The following is a 17302-nucleotide window of genomic DNA, read 5'->3' as shown; positions in this document are numbered from 1 at the left end:
CCGCCACCCCGCGGGGTGGCGGCCCTCCTGGCGTGCGACCCTCACCGGCGGGTGGGGTGGGCCCCTCAGTCGTCGGGGGCGAAGCGCGTCAGGGTCGGCGGCGCACTCAGCAGCTCCCCCAGACGGGAAGCGCCCTCGGGGGTGGCGCGCCAGGCGCGGTAGGCGTCGTCGGCCTCCAGCGATTCCCACCGCTCCAGCACCAGCACGTGCGTCTCGTCGGCGGTGTCGCGCAGGACCTCCACGCCCAGGCAGCCGGCGAAGGCGCGCGTGGCCGAGAGGGTCTCGGTGATGATCGCCGGGGCGTCGGCGAGCGCCTCGGGCTTCAAGCGCAGGTCCAGCAGTGACGTGATGTTCACGGGTCCTCCTCGTCGGGGCTGCGGGGAGGCTAGCCAGGCGGCGCGTGGAGCGCCCGCCGGGGTCAATCGGGCGGGTCGGCGTCCGCAGCGGCCTCGTCCTCGCCGATCGCCTCGCGCACGAGACGCATGACGAGGCCCGGCGGGTAGCCGCGCCGGGCAAGCACGCCGGCGAGCCGGCGCTGCCGCGCGGCGCGGTCCAGCCCGCGGCTGGCGGCCAGGGGGCGGCGCAGGAGTTCGCGCGCCGCCTGTTCCTCTGTGGCGTCGTCGACGCCTTCCAGGGCGTCGCGCGCGGTCTCCTCGTCCACGCCCTTGCGGCGCAGCTCCTGCGCCAGGGCGCGCTTGCCGCGGCTGCGCGAGCGGGAGTGCACGTACGCCTCGGCGTAGGCGCCGTCGTCGACGAGGCCGACCTCCTCGAAGCGGTCGAGGACGTCGGTGGCGACCTGCTCGGGGACGTCCTTGGCGGCCATCTTCTCCGCCAACTGGGCACGCGTGCGCGGCGCCATCGTCAGCTGGCGCAGCGCGATGGCGCGGGCGACGTCGTGCGGGTCGGCCTCCCGGTCCGGGTTCTCCTCCGGACCGGGAGGCCGCTGACCGCGCGGACCTCGACTCAGAACGTCACCGCGGGCTCGGCCTCGGCCGGGGCGTCGACGCGGGCACCGATGCCGAGCTTCTCCTTGATGCGCTTCTCGATCTCGTCGCCGAGGTCGGGGTTGTCGCGCAGGAAGGCGCGGGCGTTCTCCTTGCCCTGACCCAACTGGTCGCCCTCGTACGTGTACCAGGCGCCGGACTTGCGCACGAAGCCGTGCTCGACGCCGAGGTCGATCAGGCCGCCCTCGCGGGAGATGCCGTGGCCGTAGAGGATGTCGAACTCGGCCTGCTTGAACGGCGGGCTGACCTTGTTCTTGACGACCTTGACGCGGGTGCGGTTGCCGACGGGGTTGGTGCCGTCCTTGAGCGTCTCGATGCGGCGCACGTCCAGGCGCACCGAGGCGTAGAACTTCAGCGCCTTGCCGCCGGTCGTGGTCTCCGGCGAGCCGAACATCACGCCGATCTTCTCGCGCAGCTGGTTGATGAAGATCGCGGTGGTGCCGGAGTGGTTCAGCGCACCGGTGATCTTGCGCAGGGCCTGCGACATGAGGCGGGCCTGCAGGCCGACGTGGCTGTCGCCCATCTCGCCCTCGATCTCGGCGCGGGGCACCAGGGCCGCCACGGAGTCGATGACGATGATGTCCAGCGCCCCCGAGCGGATCAGCATGTCCGCGATCTCCAGGGCCTGCTCACCGGTGTCCGGCTGCGAGACGAGCAGCGCGTCGGTGTCCACGCCCAGCTTGGCGGCGTAGTCGGGGTCCAGCGCGTGCTCGGCGTCGATGAAGGCGGCGATGCCGCCGGCCTTCTGCGCGTTGGCGACGGCGTGCAGGGCCACGGTCGTCTTGCCGGAGGACTCCGGCCCGTAGACCTCCACGACGCGCCCGCGCGGCAGGCCGCCGATGCCCAGCGCGACGTCCAGGGAGATCGCCCCGGTGGGGATGACCTCGATGGGCGGGCGGCTCTCGTCGCCCAGACGCATGACGGAGCCCTTGCCGAACGACTTGTCGATCGCGGCCAGGGCGGATTCGAGGGCCTTCTCGCGGTCCGCAGGAGCGGGCATGTCCTCACCTCGGGTAGGGGTGGCCGACAGCTTCGGCCCGGTGTGTTCTTCCGACCCGGGGAACGCTACGACCCGCCTCCGACACGAGCCGTGCACGTGGCCCGGCGTGTGGAGGACGGGACCGGACGGCCCCCTGTGGAACACCGGCGATCCTATCCGTACAGGTGTTCGATGCCCAGCCGTGCGCCGCCCCCGGGCGGGTCGGCGCAGCCCTCGCCCCGCCGGCGGGTGACGCCGGCGCAGGGGGTGGCGCGCACCACTCGCCCCTCGTCGGAGGGGGGACCCCTGCAGTCGCGACCGCCCCACCGGGCGCGCCGGGGTCCGAGACACCGAGTGGGGTGACCGGACAGTGATCCACCGCAGCCCCGACGTCGACACCAACGACGAGGCGACCGGCCGAGCACTGCCGAGCGTGAGCGACGAACGCGGTCTCCTGGGTGCTCGCGGAGGCACCGGCCCTGCGGCTGAAGGGCGCCGCCCTGGTGGAGTTCCCCCTGCCGGGGCGCGCCGCGCCATCCCGCCGGGGCGGGTGAGCACCGACCGGGACGGCACCGCGCAGGTGCCGCTGCGACACTGGCCCCTCCCCCGCCGGGGCGGCGGGTCCACCGAGCAGCGACGGAGCGCCCGTGAGCACCCCCAGCGACACCACCGGCCGCCCGCAGGTCCTCGACGAGCGCGGGGACGCCCTGCTGCCCGACGGCGCCCGCCTGGAGCTGCTGGGCACGGGCAGCACCTGGGCCGAGGGGCCCTTGTGGCTGCCCGCCGAGCAGGCGCTCGTCGTCAGCGACATCCCCGGCGACCGCGTGCTGCGCTGGGACGAGGCCGGCGGGCTGCGGGTGGACCGCGAGCGCGCCGGCTTCCCGAACGGGCGCACCCTCGACCGCGAGGGCCGGGAGGTCTTCTGCAGCCACGGCCGGCGCTCGGTGGAGCGGCGCGAGCCCGACGGCTCCACCACCGTCCTGGCCGACTCCGTCGGCGGGGCACGCCTGAACTCCCCCAACGACGTGGTCGTCGCCTCCGACGGCGCCGTGTGGTTCACCGACCCGCCGTACGGCATCAGCGTGCCCGAGGAGGGCCACGAGGGCTTCCGCGAGTACGGCGACAACCACGTCTTCCGCCTGGACCCCGGCACGGGCGAGCTGCGGGTGGTGGTGGCGGACGTGGAGGAGCCCAACGGGCTGGCGTTCTCCCCCGACGAGTCGCTGCTGTACGTCGCCGACACGTCCGCGGCCGCCACGCCCGGCAGCGGCTCGAACCGGCTGATCCGCGTCTACGACGTGCGCCGCGGCACCCCCGGCGGGCGCGGGCCGCACGCCCGCCCCGGTGGTCCGGTGGCCAAGAACGGCCGGGTCTTCGCGACCGCGGACCGGGGCCTGGCCGACGGCTTCCGCGTCGACACCGCCGGGAACGTGTGGACCTCGAACGGCGACGCCGTCACCGTCCTCGCCCCCGACGGCACCCGGCTGCTCGAGGTGGTCGTCGGCGAGGTCGTGGCCAACCTCTGCTTCGGCGGGCCGGAGGGCACCGACGTCTTCATCGCGGCGTCCACGAGCCTGCACCGGCTGCGCACCCGCGCCACCGGCGCCGGGCTGTGGTGGCTGCGCACCTGACGCCGGCTCCTCAGCGCCTCGGGGGCCGGTCCCTGCCCAGGCGCCGCTCCGGCGGCACGTCCATCGCGTCGCACAGCGCCAGCCAGACGGCCTTGGGCTCGACCCCGGCGTCCAGGGCCTGCAGCGGGGTGCGGTCCTCCAGGGCCAGCAGGACCTGGTCGTGCGCGAGGGAGCGGCCGTAGGCGCTGCCGAACTCGTCCTCCACCAGGGTCCAGAACTCGCTGACTCGCACGCGGGCAGGGTGCCACGGCGCGCCCGGCGCGGCGACGCCGGGCGGGTGTCGGAGGCGGGTGCTGGGATGTCGGCATGTCCCCCCGCGCCGCGCGACCCGCCCCCGAGAGCACCGTCGCGCAGGGTGCCGCCCGCGGCGCGGGGCCGGACGAGCCGGCCGGGGCGGTGCCCGGCGCGGCGGAGGTGCTGGGCAGGTTCTCCGAGGCCACGCGGGCCTGGTTCACCGGCGCCTTCGAGGCGCCCACGCCGGCGCAGCTGGGCGCGTGGGACGCCGTCAGCCGCGGGCAGCACGCCCTCGTGGTGGCGCCCACCGGCTCCGGCAAGACGCTGTCGGCGTTCCTGTGGGCGCTGGACGGCCTGGCCGCCGAGCCGGTGCCGGAGGACCGCGACCTGCGCTGCCGCGTGCTGTACGTCTCGCCGCTGAAGGCCCTCGCGGTGGACGTCGAGCGCAACCTGCGCAGCCCGCTGACGGGCATCCGGCAGGCCGCCCAGCGCCTGGGCCTGCCGGTGCCGGACGTGCGGGTGGGAGTGCGCTCGGGCGACACCCCCGCCGAGGAGCGCCGCTCGTTCACCCGCACCCCGCCGGACGTGCTCATCACCACCCCCGAGTCGCTGTTCCTGCTGCTGACGTCCAAGGCGCGCGAGCAGCTGCGCGGGGTGCGCACGGTGGTCCTCGACGAGGTGCACGCGATGGCCGGCTCCAAGCGCGGCGCGCACCTGGCGCTGTCGCTGGAGCGCCTGGACGCCCTGGTCACCGCGGCCGGCGGGGAGCCGGCGCAGCGGGTGGGCCTGTCGGCGACGGTGCGTCCGGTCGGCACGGTCGCCGAGTGGGTCTCGGGCGGGCGTCCGGTCACGGTCGTGCAGCCGCCGTCCACGAAGCGCTTCGACCTGCGCGTGGTGGTCCCCGTGCCGGACATGAGCGAGCTGGACTCCTCCGGCCGCGGCCCGGCCGACGAGGACGACCTGACCGGCCAGGCCGCCGGGGACCCGCGCCGGGCGAGCATCTGGCCGCACGTGGAGGAGCGCATCGTCGACCTGGTCGCCGAGCACCGCTCCACGCTGGTGTTCGCGAACTCCCGCCGGCTGTCCGAGCGGCTGACCGCGCGGCTGAACGAGGTGTGGGACGAGCGCCTGGCCCTGGACGCCGAGGACGACGGGGCCGGCCGGGAGGGCGACGGCACCTCCGCCGGGGGCCCCGCCGCCGCGCGCCGGGCGCCGGCCGAGCTCATGGGCGCCGCCGGCGCCGCCGGGGGTGCTCCGGCGGTGCTGGCGCGCGCCCACCACGGGTCGGTCTCCAAGGAGCAGCGGGCGCTCATCGAGGAGGAGCTCAAGGCGGGCCGGCTGCCGGCGGTGGTGGCCACCTCCAGCCTGGAGCTGGGCATCGACATGGGCGCGGTGGACCTGGTGGTGCAGGTGGAGTCCCCGCCGAGCGTGGCCAGCGGCCTGCAGCGCGTCGGGCGCGCCGGGCACCAGGTCGGGGCCGTCTCGCGCGGCGTGCTGTTCCCGAAGTTCCGCGGCGACCTGCTGCAGACGGCCGTGGTCGTCGAGCGCATGCGCGACGGGCGCATCGAGGAGCTGCGGGTGCCGGCGAACCCGCTGGACGTGCTGGCCCAGCAGGTCGTGGCGATGGTCGCGATGGACGAGTGGTCCGTGCCGGAGCTGCACGAGCTGGTCAAGCGGGCCGCGCCGTTCGCCACGCTCTCGCGCCCGGTGCTGGACGCGGTGCTGGACATGCTCTCCGGGCGCTACCCCAGCGACGAGTTCGCCGAGCTGCGCCCGCGCCTGGTGTGGGACCGCGTCACCGAGACCCTCACCGGCCGCCCCGGCGCGCAGCGCCTGGCGGTCACCAGCGGCGGCACCATCCCCGACCGCGGCCTGTTCGGCGTGTTCCTCGCGAGCGGTGAGGGGCCGGGCCGGCGCGTGGGGGAGCTGGACGAGGAGATGGTCTACGAGTCCCGCGTGGGGGACGTCATCACCCTGGGCTCCTCGGCCTGGCGGGTGGAGGACATCACCCACGACCGGGTGCTGGTCACCCCCGCACCGGGCCAGCCGGGCCGGTTGCCGTTCTGGCACGGCGAGGCGCTGGGCCGCCCCGCGGAGCTGGGCCGGGCGCTGGGCGCGTTCGTGCGCGAGCTGGGCTCGCTGGACGGCGGGTACACCGGCGCCGCCGCCCGCGAACGGGTCCTGGCGTCCGGGATGGACGAGTGGGCCACCGACAACCTCGTGGCGTACCTGGCCGAGCAGCAGGAGGCCACCCGGCACGTCCCCGACGACCGCACGATCGTCGTGGAGCGCTTCCGCGACGAGCTGGGCGACTGGCGCATCTGCGTGCACTCCCCCTTCGGCGGGCAGGTGCACTCCCCGTGGGCGCTGGCGCTGGGCGCGCGGATGCGCGAGCGCTTCGGCGTGGACGTGCAGGCCATGCCCGCCGACGACGGCATCGTGCTGCGCCTGCCCGACCTGGACCTGCCGGAGGGGCAGGGCCCGGACGTGGCCGACCTCGTGGCGCTGGAGGCCGAGGAGGTCGCGGAGCTGGTGACCGCGGAGATCGGCGGCTCGGCGCTGTTCGCGGCGCGCTTCCGCGAGTGCGCCGCCCGCGCCCTGCTGCTGCCGCGCCGCCAGCCCGGCAAGCGCCAGCCGCTGTGGCAGCAGCGCCAGCGCGCCGCCTCCCTGCTGCAGGTGGCCAGCCGCTTCGCGAGCTTCCCGATCGTGCTGGAGACGGTGCGCGAGTGCCTCTCGGACGTCTTCGACGTGCGCGGCCTGGAGCAGCTGATGCGCGACCTCGCCGCCCGCACGGTGCGCGTGGTGGAGGTGGAGTCGCAGCAGCCCTCGCCGTTCGCGCGGGGCCTGATGTTCGGCTACGTCGCGCAGTTCCTCTACGAGGGCGACTCCCCGCTGGCCGAGCGCCGCGCCGCCGCCCTCGCGCTGGACCCGAGCCTGCTGGCCGAGCTGCTCGGCCGCGGCGAGGGCGCCGCCCTGCGCGACCTGCTGGACCCCGAGGCGGTGGAGCGCACCGAGGCCGAGCTGCAGCGGCTCGCGCCCACCCGCCGCTGCGCCGACGCCGAGGACGTCGCCGACCTGCTGCGGGTGCTCGGGCCGCTGACCACGGCCGAGGTGAGCGCCCGCAGCGGCCGCTCCGCGCCCGACGAGGAGCCGGTCGTGGTCCCCGTGGACCAGGTGGCGCGCTGGCTGGTCTCGCTGGAGGAGGCGCGCCGCGCCATCCGGGTGCGCATCGCCGGAGAGGAGCACTGGGCCGCGATCGAGGACGCCGGCCGGTTGCGCGACGGCCTGGGCACCCCGCTGCCGGTCGGGGTGCCGGAGGCGTTCACCGAACCCGTCGCCGACCCGCTGGGCGAGCTGCTCGGCCGGTACGCGCGCACCCGCGGGCCCTTCACGGTGGCGCAGGCCGCCGCCCGCTTCGGCATCGGGCGCGCCGTCGCCCACGACGCGCTGCGGCGCCTGCAGTCCGCCGGCCGCCTCGTCGAGGGCGAGCTGCGCCCCGGCGGCACGGGCCTGGAGGTGTGCGACGCCGACGTGCTGCGCGTGCTGCGGCGCCGGTCGCTGGCCGCGCTGCGCGCCGACGTCGAGCCCGTCGCCCCGCGCGACCTCGCCCGCTTCCTGCCCGCCTGGCAGGGCGTGGGCACGGGCCTTCGCTCGCGGCTGCGCGGCGTGGACGGGGTGCTGCGCGCCGTGGAGCAGCTCGCGGGCGCGGTCGTGCCGGCCAGCGCGCTGGAACCGCTGGTGCTGGCCTCGCGGGTGGAGGGCTACTCCCCCGCGATGCTCGACGAGCTGACCGCCGCCGGGGAGGTCGTCTGGGCCGGGCACGGCAGCCTGCCCGGCGACGACGGCTGGGTCTCCCTGCACCCGGCGGACCTGGCCCCGCTGACCCTGCCGGACCCGGCCGAGTCCGAGGTGGCCGTGGACTCCGAGCTGCACCGGGCGGTCCTGGAGGCCCTCGCCGGGGGCGGGGCGTACTTCTTCCGGGCGCTGTCCGGGGCGGTCGGCTCCGACGACGACGTCGCCCTGACCACGGCCCTGTGGGACCTGGTGTGGGCCGGGCGCCTGACCAACGACACCCTCGCGCCGTTGCGCAACCGCCTCGGCGGCGGGCGCGCGGCGCACCGCACCAAGCGGGCCGCGCCGCGCTCGCGCTACGCCCGCCACGGCACCGCGCGCCGGGCCGGCACCGGCCTGCGCGGCGCCGAGCTGCCCTCGCGCGGCGGGCCGCCCTCGGCCGCGGGCCGCTGGTCCCTGCTGCCGGAGCTGGAGGCCGACGCGACGGTGCGCGCCCACGCCGGTGCCGAGGTGCTGCTGGACCGGCACGGGGTGCTGACGCGCGGCGCGGTCGGCGCCGAGCGCGTCCCCGGGGGGTTCGCCGCCGTCTACCGCGTCCTGGCCGCCTTCGAGGAGGCCGGCCGGGCCCGGCGCGGGTACTTCGTCGAGGGTCTGGGGGCCTCGCAGTTCGCGAGCACCGGGGCGGTGGACCGCCTGCGCGACTCCGCCCGACCGCTGGGCGGGCGCAGCCCCTCCCAGCGCCGCGACGAGCGGGCCGAGGCGCGGCCAGGTGCCCTGGTGCTGGCCGCGACCGACCCGGCGAACCCGTACGGCGCCGCCCTGGGCTGGCCCGAGCGCCCGGGAGCGAGCGCCGGCGCCTCCGGGCACCGGCCCGGCCGCAAGGCGGGAGCCCTGGTGGTGCTCGTCGACGGTGAGCTCGCGCTGTACGTCGAGCGCGGCGGGCGCTCGGTGCTGTCGTGGGGCGAGGAGCCCGACGTGCTGCAGGCCGCGGCCGACGCGCTGGCCCTGGCGGTGCGCGACGGGGCGCTGGGCAAGCTGACCGTCGAGCGCGCCGACGGCGCTGAAGTGCTCACCGCCGCCTCGCCCCTGGGCGCCGCGCTGGAGTCCGCGGGCTTCCACGCCACCCCGCGCGGCCTGCGGATCCGCTCGTGAGCAGCCGCCGCCCCGGACGGTGCGTGGGCGCCCGTGCCCGAGGGTGACGTCGTCTGGCGCACCGCCCAGCGGCTGCACCGGGCGCTCGCCGGGCGGGAGGTGCTCTCCTGCGACCTGCGCTGGCCGCGCCTGGCCACCGCCGACCTGTCGGGCCGGCGCGTGCTGGAGGTCGTCAGCGCCGGCAAGCACCTGCTCACCCGGCTGGGCGCCACCGGCGGCGAGCCGGCCCTGACCCTGCACAGCCACCTGCGCATGGGGGGCTCCTGGTACGTGGAGCGCACCGGCTCGACCGGCTGCGGGCGCCGCTCGGCCTCCGGGGTGCGGGCGGTGCTGACCACCGACGAGTGGACCGCGGTGGGGCACGAGCTGGGGGTGCTCGACCTGGTGCCCACCGCCGCCGAGGCCGGCCTGGTGGGCCACCTGGGCCCGGACCTCCTCGGGCCCGGCTGGGACGCCGCCGAGGCCCGACGCCGCCTGCTGGCCGTGCCGCAGCGTCACCTCGGCGAGGCCCTGCTGGACCAGCGGGTGCTGGCCGGGGTGGGGACGTTCTACATGGCCGAGGCCTGCTTCCTGGCCGGGGTGAGCCCGTGGACCCCGGTGGGTGAGCTGCCCTCGCCGGACCGGCTCCTGACGCTGCTGCACCGCCTGCTGCACGCCAACAAGGACCGCACCGGCCAGGTCACCACCGGCGACCTGCGCCGCGGCCGGCAGAACTTCGTGCACGCCCGCTCGGGGCTGCCGTGCCTGCGCTGCGGCGGCACGGTCCGGGTGGCGGTGATCGGGCGCGCCCCGCAGGACCGCACGGCGTTCTACTGCCCGCACTGCCAGCCCGGGCCCGCCCCCACCGACGACGGCCGCGCGCAGCAGCCCCTGGGGGCCACCCGGCGCTCCCGGCCGGACCGTGCGCACGCACCCCGGCGTCACCCCGGCGTCATGTGGAGGGGCCCTCGATGACGGTCTGCTGGCAGCACGGCCGGGCACCGTGGGACGACCGCTGCGACGACTTCGGCGCGGAGCGCTACCCGGTGGCGATGTCGGTGGAGGTCGTGGACGAGGGGTGAGCGCGACCGCCGCGCCCTGCTCCCCCGCCGCTCAGGCGGCGGGGAGCAGCCGGCGCCGCAGGATCAGCTCCAGCTCCTGGGGCAGCCCGTCGAGCTCCAGGGAGAACTCCCCGCCGCGACCGGCGACGAGGTCCTCCAGCGCGGAGTCGAGGATCGCGTCGACGGCCTGGTCGACGACCTGCTTGTCGGCCGCGGGTTCCTGGGGCAGCACGGCCGGTGCCGGCTCCACGCGGGGCAGGTGCGGCGCGGTGGCCACGGCGGCCCTGGGCGAGACCTTCTTCGGCGAGCCGGGGGTGGGGACGAACCCCTCGGCCGCGTAGGGGCGGTGACCGCCCTCCTCGTCGGCGATGCGGCGGGTCACCTCGCCCAGCACGTGCGACAGCGGCACGTCCAGGGCGGTGCAGATGGAGGCCAGCAGCTCGCTGGAGGCCTCCTTCTGGCCGCGCTCGACCTCGCTGAGGTAGCCCAGCGACACGCGGGCGGTCGAGGAGACCTCGCGCAGGGTGCGCTGCTGACCGCGCCGCTCGTCGCGCAGCACGTCACCGATGGTCCGGCGGAGCACGACCATGCGACGGCCTCCCTCGGGGAGTCGAGGGGGCAGGCCTCGGAGGTCCGGTCGTCCGTTCGGCGCTCCTCGGTGGCTGCCCGTGGTGGAACCACCACCGTACCCCGCAGAGCGCGTCGAGGTCGTGGCGGGAAGGGAGTTGCGCACGTTCAGCTCAACTCCCGGCGGCCCCGGCGTGTTCCGCCCCGCGACGACCCGCGGGCGATCCACAGCGCCGGTCCCGTACCCGCTCAGGCGGCGGCGAGCAGACCGGCGAGGTCGGCCAGGACCTCCGCCACGGCCGCCTGCCGCACGCGGGCGCGCTCGCCCGCCAGCGCCAGCCGGCGGGCGGCGGCACCGCCCGGCAGCGCGTCGGCGGCGACGGCGACGAAGACCGTGCCCGCCGGGTGGCCGTCCGCCGGCCCCGGGCCGGCGACACCGGTGGTGGCCAGGCCCACGTCGGCGCCCAGGCGGGTGCGTGCACCCCGGGCCATCTGCCGGGCGACCTCGGCGTCCACGGGCCCGGTGCGCGCCAGCAGCCCGGCGTCCACCCCCAGCAGCGACGCCTTCAGCTCGGTGGCGTAGGCGACGAGCCCGCCGCGCACGACGGCGGAGGCGCCGGGCACGTCCACGAGGGCTGCGCACACCAGCCCACCGGTGAGCGACTCGGCCGTGGCGACCGTCAGCCCGGTCGCGCGCAGGGCGGCGACGACCCGCGCCGCGGCGGGCCCGCCGGTGGTCGTGGGGGTGCTCACCCGCGCAGCAGCTTCGCGCCGGCCGCGAAGTAGCCGCGGGCGCTGGTGAGGGTCAGCACCACGGCGACGAGCATCACCAGCCAGGACGGCCAGTACGTCCACCCCGGCAGCGGCAGCACGAACAGGGCCACCGCGGCGATCTGCACGACCGTCTTGACCTTGCCGCCGCGGTCCGCGGGCAGGATGGTGCCGCGGCGCACGAGGAGGAAGCGCAGCAGCGTGACCAGCACCTCGCGGGCCAGGATCAGCGCGGTCATCCACCACGGCACCCGGCCCTGCAGCGAGAGCACGACCAGCGCGCTGCCGATGAGCGCCTTGTCGGCCAGCGGGTCGGCGATCTTGCCGAAGTCGCTGACGGTGCCCCAGCGGCGGGCGAGGTGGCCGTCGTAGCGGTCGGTGATGCTGGCGGCGGCGAACACGGCCGCCGCGGCCAGCCGCCAGCGCCAGTCCCGCCCGCCGTCCTCGGCGAGGAAGACCACGAACAGCGGGACGAGCAGCAGCCGCAGCACCGTCAGCGCGTTCGGCAGGTGCGCCCGGTGGGCGGTGCGCCAGCCGCCGGAGCCGCCGGTGCGCTCGCTCACGCCGGCACGGGCGCCTCCGCGCCCACCAGCGGCTCGGCCAGGAGGTCGGCACCGGACACGCCCGTCACGCGGGCGCGCACCAGGTCGCCGACGGCCACGCGAGCGCCGGCCGGCAGGTCCAGCTCCGTCTCACCGTCCACGTCGGGGCCCTGGTGGGCGGCGCGGCCCACCACGTGCGGGTCGCCGTCCTCGTCGAGCACGGACTCCACGAGGACCTCCACGACCTCGCCGAGGCGGTCCTCGGCGCGCTGGGCCACCAGCTCCTCCACGAGGCGGCCGACGCGGTCGGCGCGGGCGGCCACGACGTCGTCGGGCAGCTTCCCGCCCAGGCCGGCGGCCTCGGTGCCGTCCTCGTCGGAGTAGCCGAACACGCCCACGACGTCCAGGCGGGCGCGCTCGAGGAAGGAGCACAGCTCGTCGACGTCGTCCTCGGTCTCGCCGGGGAAGCCGACGATGACGTTGGAGCGGATGCCGGCGAGGGGGGCGCGCCGGCGCACCTGCTCCAGCAGCGCCAGGAAGGGCTCGGTGCCGCCGAAGCGGCGCATGCGGCGCAGCACCGCGGGCGCGGAGTGCTGGAACGAGAGGTCGAAGTACGGCACGACGCCCTCGGTGCCGGTCAGCGCGTCCAGCAGGCCGGGGCGCACCTCGGCCGGCTGCAGGTAGGACACCCGCACCCGCTCGATGCCGTCGACGGCGGCGACGCGCGGCAGCAGGGCCTCCAGGGCGCGCAGGTCGCCGAGGTCCTTGCCGTAGCTGGTGGTGTTCTCGCTGACGAGGAACACCTCCTTGACGCCCTGCTCGGCCAGCCAGCGCGTCTCGGCGAGGACCTCGTCGGCCGGCCGCGAGACGAAGGAGCCGCGGAAGGCGGGGATGGCGCAGAAGGTGCAGCGCCGGTCGCACCCGGCGGCGATCTTCACGGGCGCCCACGGTCCCGCGGCCAGGCGGCGGCGCACCACGCGCGGGCCGCTGGCGGGGGCCAGGCCGGCGGGCAGGTCCGGCAGCACGACGGGTGCGGCCGCCGCCCTGGCCGCCTGGCGCTCGGCGGGCGCCAGCGGCAACAGGGTGCGCCGGTCGCGCGGCACGTGGGCGGCAGGCCGCTCGCCGTGCAGGACCGCCTCGAGGTGGCTGGACAGGTCGGCGTAGGAGTCGAAGCCGAGGACGGCGTCGGCCTCGGGCAGCGACTCGGCGAGGTCCTTGCCGTAGCGCTCGGCGAGGCAGCCCACGGCCACGACGGCGCCGGTGCGGCCGGACTGCTTCAGGTCGGCGGCGGCCAGGACGGTGTCGATGGAGTCCTTCTTGGCCTGCTCGACGAAGCCGCAGGTGTTGACCACGGCGACGTCGGCGCCGTCGGCGTCGTCGACGAGGTCCCAGCCGGCGTCGGCGAGCCGGCCCGCCAGTTCCTCGGAATCCACGTCGTTGCGGGCGCAACCGAGGGTGACGAGGGCGACGGAGCGGCGTTGCGCGGGGGTGCCTGGCACGTGCCCAGGGTACGCAGTCCGGGCGGCGCGGCCGTCCGCGCGGACGGGGGGGCTACCCGGCGCGCAGGCGGGAGGGCGGCGGGCCGGGGAAGGGCACGCGGCCCACCTCGCCGGGTGCCGGGGGGTGGCCGGCGGCGGGCCCGGGCTGGGCACCCCCCGCCCCGGCGTCCGGGGCGGCGTCCGGAGCCGCTTCCGGGGCCGCGCCCGGCGCGCCGCCCGCGGCGTCGTCGTCCGCGGTGGCGGGCCGGGCGGCCGCCACCTCCGCGTCCGGGGCGGGCGCCGGGTGCGGCTCCTCGAGCAGGGCGCGCATGGACCGGGTGGGCCGGAACCAGCCGCCGCCGGGGGGCAGCGCCGACAGGCGGGTGCGTCCCAGGGAGACCTGGAAGGCGCCGGGGACGTCCTCGAGGTCGACGAACTCGATGTGCGGGGACTCCTGCGCGTAGCCGGCGACCTCCGCGAACGAGAGCACGACGCAGCGCACGCCGGCGCGGTGCAGCTCCTCGAGGGGGCCGAGGAAGTTGCGGCCGTCGCCGCTGGCGACGACGAGGCGGCGCAGGCGGTGGGTGGCCGCTCGCTCGGCGATGTGCTGGAGCATGGCGTCGTCGACGTCGTCCTCGGGGTGCAGCTTGGGGCGGGCGAAGACGGCGTACCCGAAGCTGCGCAGCGCCTCGATCCAGCCGCGCAGCGACACCGCGGCGGTGGGCTGGACGTTGGTGAACACGCAGCCCTCCACCTCGTGGTCCCCGGCCCCGGCGAGGAACCAGCGGGCGATGGCGTCGAAGCGGGGCCGGTCGGAGGAGGCGGGGCGCGAGCCGAGGATGGCCGACAGGGTCATGTCGACGTTCGGCGCGTCCCACACGAGCAGATCGAGGTCCCGGGCGGGCTCGGCTCGGCGCGGCGACTCCATGCTTCACAAGTTACACGGAGAGTGACTAACGTGCGACGGAGGGCTCATCCTGGTGACGGCGCGTGTCGGCCGCCCCCGGGCAGGGGCCGGGGGCGGCTCAGCGCTGCGTGAGCTCCCAGGCGTCCTCGGAACCGTCCGCCTGGACCTCCTCGAGGTCCGCGCCGGCGGCGGGGTCGAGCGCCCGCGGCGGCTCCTCCCCGCGCATCAGGGCGAGGGTGGCCGGCAGGTCCTCGGGCCGCACCAGGACGTCGCGGGCCTTGGAGCCTTCGCTGGGTCCCACCACGCCGCGCGACTCCAGCAGGTCCATCAGCCGGCCGGCCTTGGCGAACCCGACCCGCAGCTTGCGCTGGAGCATCGACGTGGACCCGAACTGCGTGGTGACCACCAGCTCGGTGGCCTGCAGCAGGACGTCCAGGTCGTCACCGACCTCCTCGTCGATCTGCTTCTTCTGCGCGGGCGCCACCACGTCGTCGCGGTAGCTGGGCGCCAGCTGCGACTTCACGTGCGAGACGACGGCCTCGATCTCGCTCTCGGTGACCCAGGCCCCCTGCACGCGCATCGGCTTGGAGGCGCCCATCGGCAGGAAGAGCGCATCGCCCTGCCCCACGAGCTTCTCGGCGCCCGGCTGGTCGAGCACGACCCGCGAGTCCGCCAGCGAGGAGGTCGCGAACGCCAGGCGGCTGGGCACGTTGGCCTTGATGAGGCCGGTGACGACGTCCACCGAGGGGCGCTGCGTGGCCAGGACCAGGTGGATGCCCGCGGCGCGCGCCAGCTGGGTGATGCGCTGGATGGAGGCTTCCACGTCGCGGGGGGCGACCATCATGAGGTCGGCGAGCTCGTCGACGATGACCAGCAGGTACGGGTAGGGCTGGAGCACCCGCTGCGAGCCCTCCGGGGGCTTGACCTTGCCCGCGCGCACGGCCTTGTTGAAGTCGTCGATGTGCTTGAACCCGAAGGCGGCGAGGTCGTCGTAGCGCAGGTCCATCTCGCGCACGACCCACTCCAGGGCCTCGGCGGCCTTCTTGGGGTTGGTGATGATCGGCGTGATGAGGTGCGGGATGCCCTCGTAGATCGTCAGCTCCACGCGCTTGGGGTCCACCAGGACCATGCGCACCTCGTCGGGCGTGGCCCGCATGAGGATGGAGGTGATCATCGAGTTGACGAAGCTCGACTTGCCGGCCCCGGTGGCGCCCGCGACCAGCAGGTGCGGCATCTTCGCGAGGTTGGCGATCACGAAGCCGCCCTCGACGTCCTTGCCCACGCCCATGACCATCGGGTGCTCGCTGCGGGTGGCCACCTGGCTGCGCAGCACGTCGCCCAGCGAGACGGTCTCGCGGTCCGTGTTGGGGATCTCGATGCCGATGGCGGACTTGCCCGGGATCGGCGAGAGGATCCGCACGTCGGCGCTGGCCACGGCGTAGGCGATGTTCTTGGACAGCTGCGTGACGCGCTCGACCTTGGTGCCGGCGCCCAGCTCGACCTCGTACCGGGTGACGGTCGGGCCGCGGGAGAAGCCGGTGACGCGCGCGTCGATGTCGAACTGGTCCAGCACCCCCGACAGCGCCTCCACGACGCGGTCGTTGGCGGCGCTGCGCTCCTTCGGCGGCGTACCGGGGTTGAGGCTGGACGCCTCCGGCAGGGCGTAGGTGACGTCACCGGCCAGGGCGAGCTGCTCGATGCGCGGGGGCATCGGCGTGTGCGGCGGCGCGGGCAGGTCCTTGGGCTTGGCGGCGGGCACGGCCGCGGCGTCGACCGCGGGCGCGGCGGCCACCGGCGCGGGGGCCGCGGGGCGGCGCTCCCCCGGGCGCGGGGCACGGCCACCGGCCGGCGCCCCGGCGTCGGGCTCGGAGCCGGGGCCCGTCCCGTCCGTGGCGACGGCCTGCTCGAAGGCCTCGTCGCCGACGCGGGCCTCCAGCTCGCGGGCCTCGCGCTGGCGCTCCCGGCGGCTCTTGCGCGGCTCGGCGGCACCCTGCTCGTCCGGCGCCGCCCCGCCCTGCGCGGCGGCGCGGGCGCGGGCCAGGGCGGAGGCGGGCAGGTCCTTGCGGCGGCCGGTGGCGGAGGTGCGGGCCCCGCCGCGCTCCTCGGCGGCCGGGTGGGGGTGGTGCGTCAGGCGCTCGTACACCTCGCGCAGCCGCGCGGGGATGGCGTGCACCGGGGTGGCGGTGACGACGAGCAGGCCGAAGAACCCCAGCAGCAGCAGCAGCGGCACGGTGACCCAGTTCGTCAGCGCCGTGGACAGCGGTCCGGCGACGAGGAAGCCGACCATCCCGCCGGCCTCGGTGACGACGTCGGCGCCGGCCGGGCCCGTGGGCGAGGGCGCGTCGGCGGCCAGGTGCACCAGCCCCGCCGCCGACAGGGTCAGGGCGGTGGTGCCCACGACGGCGCGGGTGGTGGTCCGGGTCCGGTCGGGGTGGCGCAGCAGGTGCACGGCCAGGCCCAGCAGCGCCACGGGCAGGGCGAGGGCGACCTCGCCGAAGGTGCCGGCGGCGACGGTGTGGATCACCTCGCCGGCGCGCCCGGGCAGCCCCCACCACTCGCGGGCGGCGACGACGAGCGCCAGCCCGAGCAGCGCCAGCCCGGCACCGTCGCGGCGCAGCTCGGGGTCCAGGTCGCGCGCGCCGCTGCCGACGCGCCGGGCGGCGCCGCCGACGACGTGGGCGCAGCCCATCCAGAGCGCGGAGACGGCCCGCACCGGCCAGCTGGGGCCGCTGCGCGCGGGAGCCGGGCGCTTGGCGGGGGCCCGGCCGGCGGCCGGGCGGGCGCCGGCGCGGCCACCGGAGCCGGACGCCCGGGCGGGCGCCTTCGCGGGCGTCTTCGCGGTCCCGGCCTTGGCCACCGTCGAGGTCCCTCCCTTGGCGGAGCGCGCGGACGTGCTGCGCGCGGCGGAGCGGGCGGCGGGCGGACGGGCACCGCTCCCCCTGGTCGCCCGCTCCGGCGCGGTGGTGCGTGCGTTGGTGCGGGGGGCCATGCGCCTCACCGTACCGAGGTGCGCGCGCTCGGGCCGGGCGGCGCGCCCGCACCGCGCGGGCACCGGGTGCCGGGCACCGCGACCGGCGCCGCGGGACGCGACACGCCGCAGCGCGGTGGTGACGGGCGGTGAGCTGGCCAGACTGTGCCCCGTGGTCGCCCCCTCCCCCTCCCCCTCCCCCGCCCCCCCCCCCCCCCCCGCCCGCGTCGTGGGGGT

12 protein-coding genes and 1 pseudogene are annotated in these 17302 nt (G+C 76.8%); 3 read left to right on the top strand and 10 right to left on the bottom strand.

The window, feature by feature from the left end; genetic code table 11:
• Window positions 1–65: 65 nt before the first annotated feature.
• The 3 genes from ACRYM0_RS16540 to recA all read right to left on the bottom strand — a co-directional run bounded on the left by ACRYM0_RS16540 (window position 66) and on the right by recA (window position 2004).
• Complete coding sequence (locus ACRYM0_RS16540) at window positions 66–356, bottom strand: putative quinol monooxygenase (protein WP_432506901.1); 291 nt, start codon at window positions 354–356, stop codon at window positions 66–68.
• A gap of 62 nt (window positions 357–418) precedes the next feature.
• The gene (locus ACRYM0_RS16535; protein WP_432506903.1) at window positions 419–880 is read right to left on the bottom strand and encodes a regulatory protein RecX; all 462 of its coding nucleotides are present in this window, start codon (window positions 878–880) and stop codon (window positions 419–421) included.
• Between the two features lie 83 nt (window positions 881–963).
• Entirely contained in the window at window positions 964–2004 is a 1041-nt protein-coding gene (gene recA, locus ACRYM0_RS16530) for a recombinase RecA (RefSeq protein ID WP_432506900.1), read from the bottom strand.
• A gap of 626 nt (window positions 2005–2630) precedes the next feature.
• On the opposite strand from recA, the gene ACRYM0_RS16525 reads away from it, so the two are divergent.
• Window positions 2631–3614 (top strand): SMP-30/gluconolactonase/LRE family protein, encoded by a 984-nt coding sequence (locus ACRYM0_RS16525; RefSeq protein ID WP_432506899.1) that lies wholly within the window; start codon window positions 2631–2633, stop codon window positions 3612–3614.
• A gap of 10 nt (window positions 3615–3624) precedes the next feature.
• On the opposite strand, the gene ACRYM0_RS16520 is transcribed toward ACRYM0_RS16525, so the two are convergent.
• Entirely contained in the window at window positions 3625–3846 is a 222-nt protein-coding gene (locus tag ACRYM0_RS16520; protein WP_432506898.1) for a DUF3046 domain-containing protein, read from the bottom strand.
• 164 nt (window positions 3847–4010) lie between these two features.
• Between ACRYM0_RS16520 and ACRYM0_RS16515 the strand changes: the two genes are divergently transcribed.
• Window positions 4011–8792, top strand: coding sequence for an ATP-dependent helicase (locus ACRYM0_RS16515; protein WP_432506902.1), 4782 nt, complete (start codon window positions 4011–4013; stop codon window positions 8790–8792).
• Between the two features lie 33 nt (window positions 8793–8825).
• Window positions 8826–9746 (top strand): DNA-formamidopyrimidine glycosylase family protein, encoded by a 921-nt coding sequence (locus tag ACRYM0_RS16510; RefSeq protein ID WP_432506897.1) that lies wholly within the window; start codon window positions 8826–8828, stop codon window positions 9744–9746.
• A gap of 333 nt (window positions 9747–10079) precedes the next feature.
• Here the strand turns inward: ACRYM0_RS16510 and ACRYM0_RS16505 are convergent.
• From ACRYM0_RS16505 to ACRYM0_RS16480, 6 genes and pseudogenes are all read right to left on the bottom strand, one after another.
• A pseudogene (locus tag ACRYM0_RS16505) lies at window positions 10080–10421 on the bottom strand (helix-turn-helix domain-containing protein); the annotation flags it as partial.
• Window positions 10422–10648: 227 nt separating this feature from the next.
• Complete coding sequence (locus ACRYM0_RS16500) at window positions 10649–11152, bottom strand: CinA family protein (RefSeq protein WP_432506896.1); 504 nt, start codon at window positions 11150–11152, stop codon at window positions 10649–10651.
• Window positions 11149–11733: a CDP-diacylglycerol--glycerol-3-phosphate 3-phosphatidyltransferase gene (gene pgsA, locus ACRYM0_RS16495; RefSeq protein ID WP_432506895.1), complete on the bottom strand. Its 585-nt coding sequence runs from the start codon at window positions 11731–11733 to the stop codon at window positions 11149–11151. The genes ACRYM0_RS16500 and pgsA overlap by 4 nt, the downstream gene beginning before the upstream one ends.
• Entirely contained in the window at window positions 11730–13211 is a 1482-nt protein-coding gene (rimO, locus tag ACRYM0_RS16490) for a 30S ribosomal protein S12 methylthiotransferase RimO (protein WP_432506894.1), read from the bottom strand. The genes pgsA and rimO overlap by 4 nt, the downstream gene beginning before the upstream one ends.
• 52 nt (window positions 13212–13263) lie before the next feature.
• A complete protein-coding gene (locus ACRYM0_RS16485; RefSeq protein ID WP_432506893.1) occupies window positions 13264–14118 on the bottom strand; it encodes an NYN domain-containing protein in 855 nt (284 codons plus the stop codon).
• Window positions 14119–14215: 97 nt separating this feature from the next.
• Window positions 14216–17086 carry an FtsK/SpoIIIE family DNA translocase gene (locus tag ACRYM0_RS16480; protein ID WP_432506892.1) on the bottom strand — a complete coding sequence of 957 codons (2871 nt, stop codon included), beginning with the start codon at window positions 17084–17086 and terminating at the stop codon, window positions 14216–14218.
• Between the last annotated feature and the right edge of the window lie 216 nt (window positions 17087–17302).

It is taken from the genome of Kineococcus arenarius subsp. arenarius, assembly GCF_050871845.1.
Classification (GTDB): domain Bacteria; phylum Actinomycetota; class Actinomycetes; order Actinomycetales; family Kineococcaceae; genus Kineococcus.
This window is presented reverse-complemented; position numbering and strand designations above follow the sequence as displayed.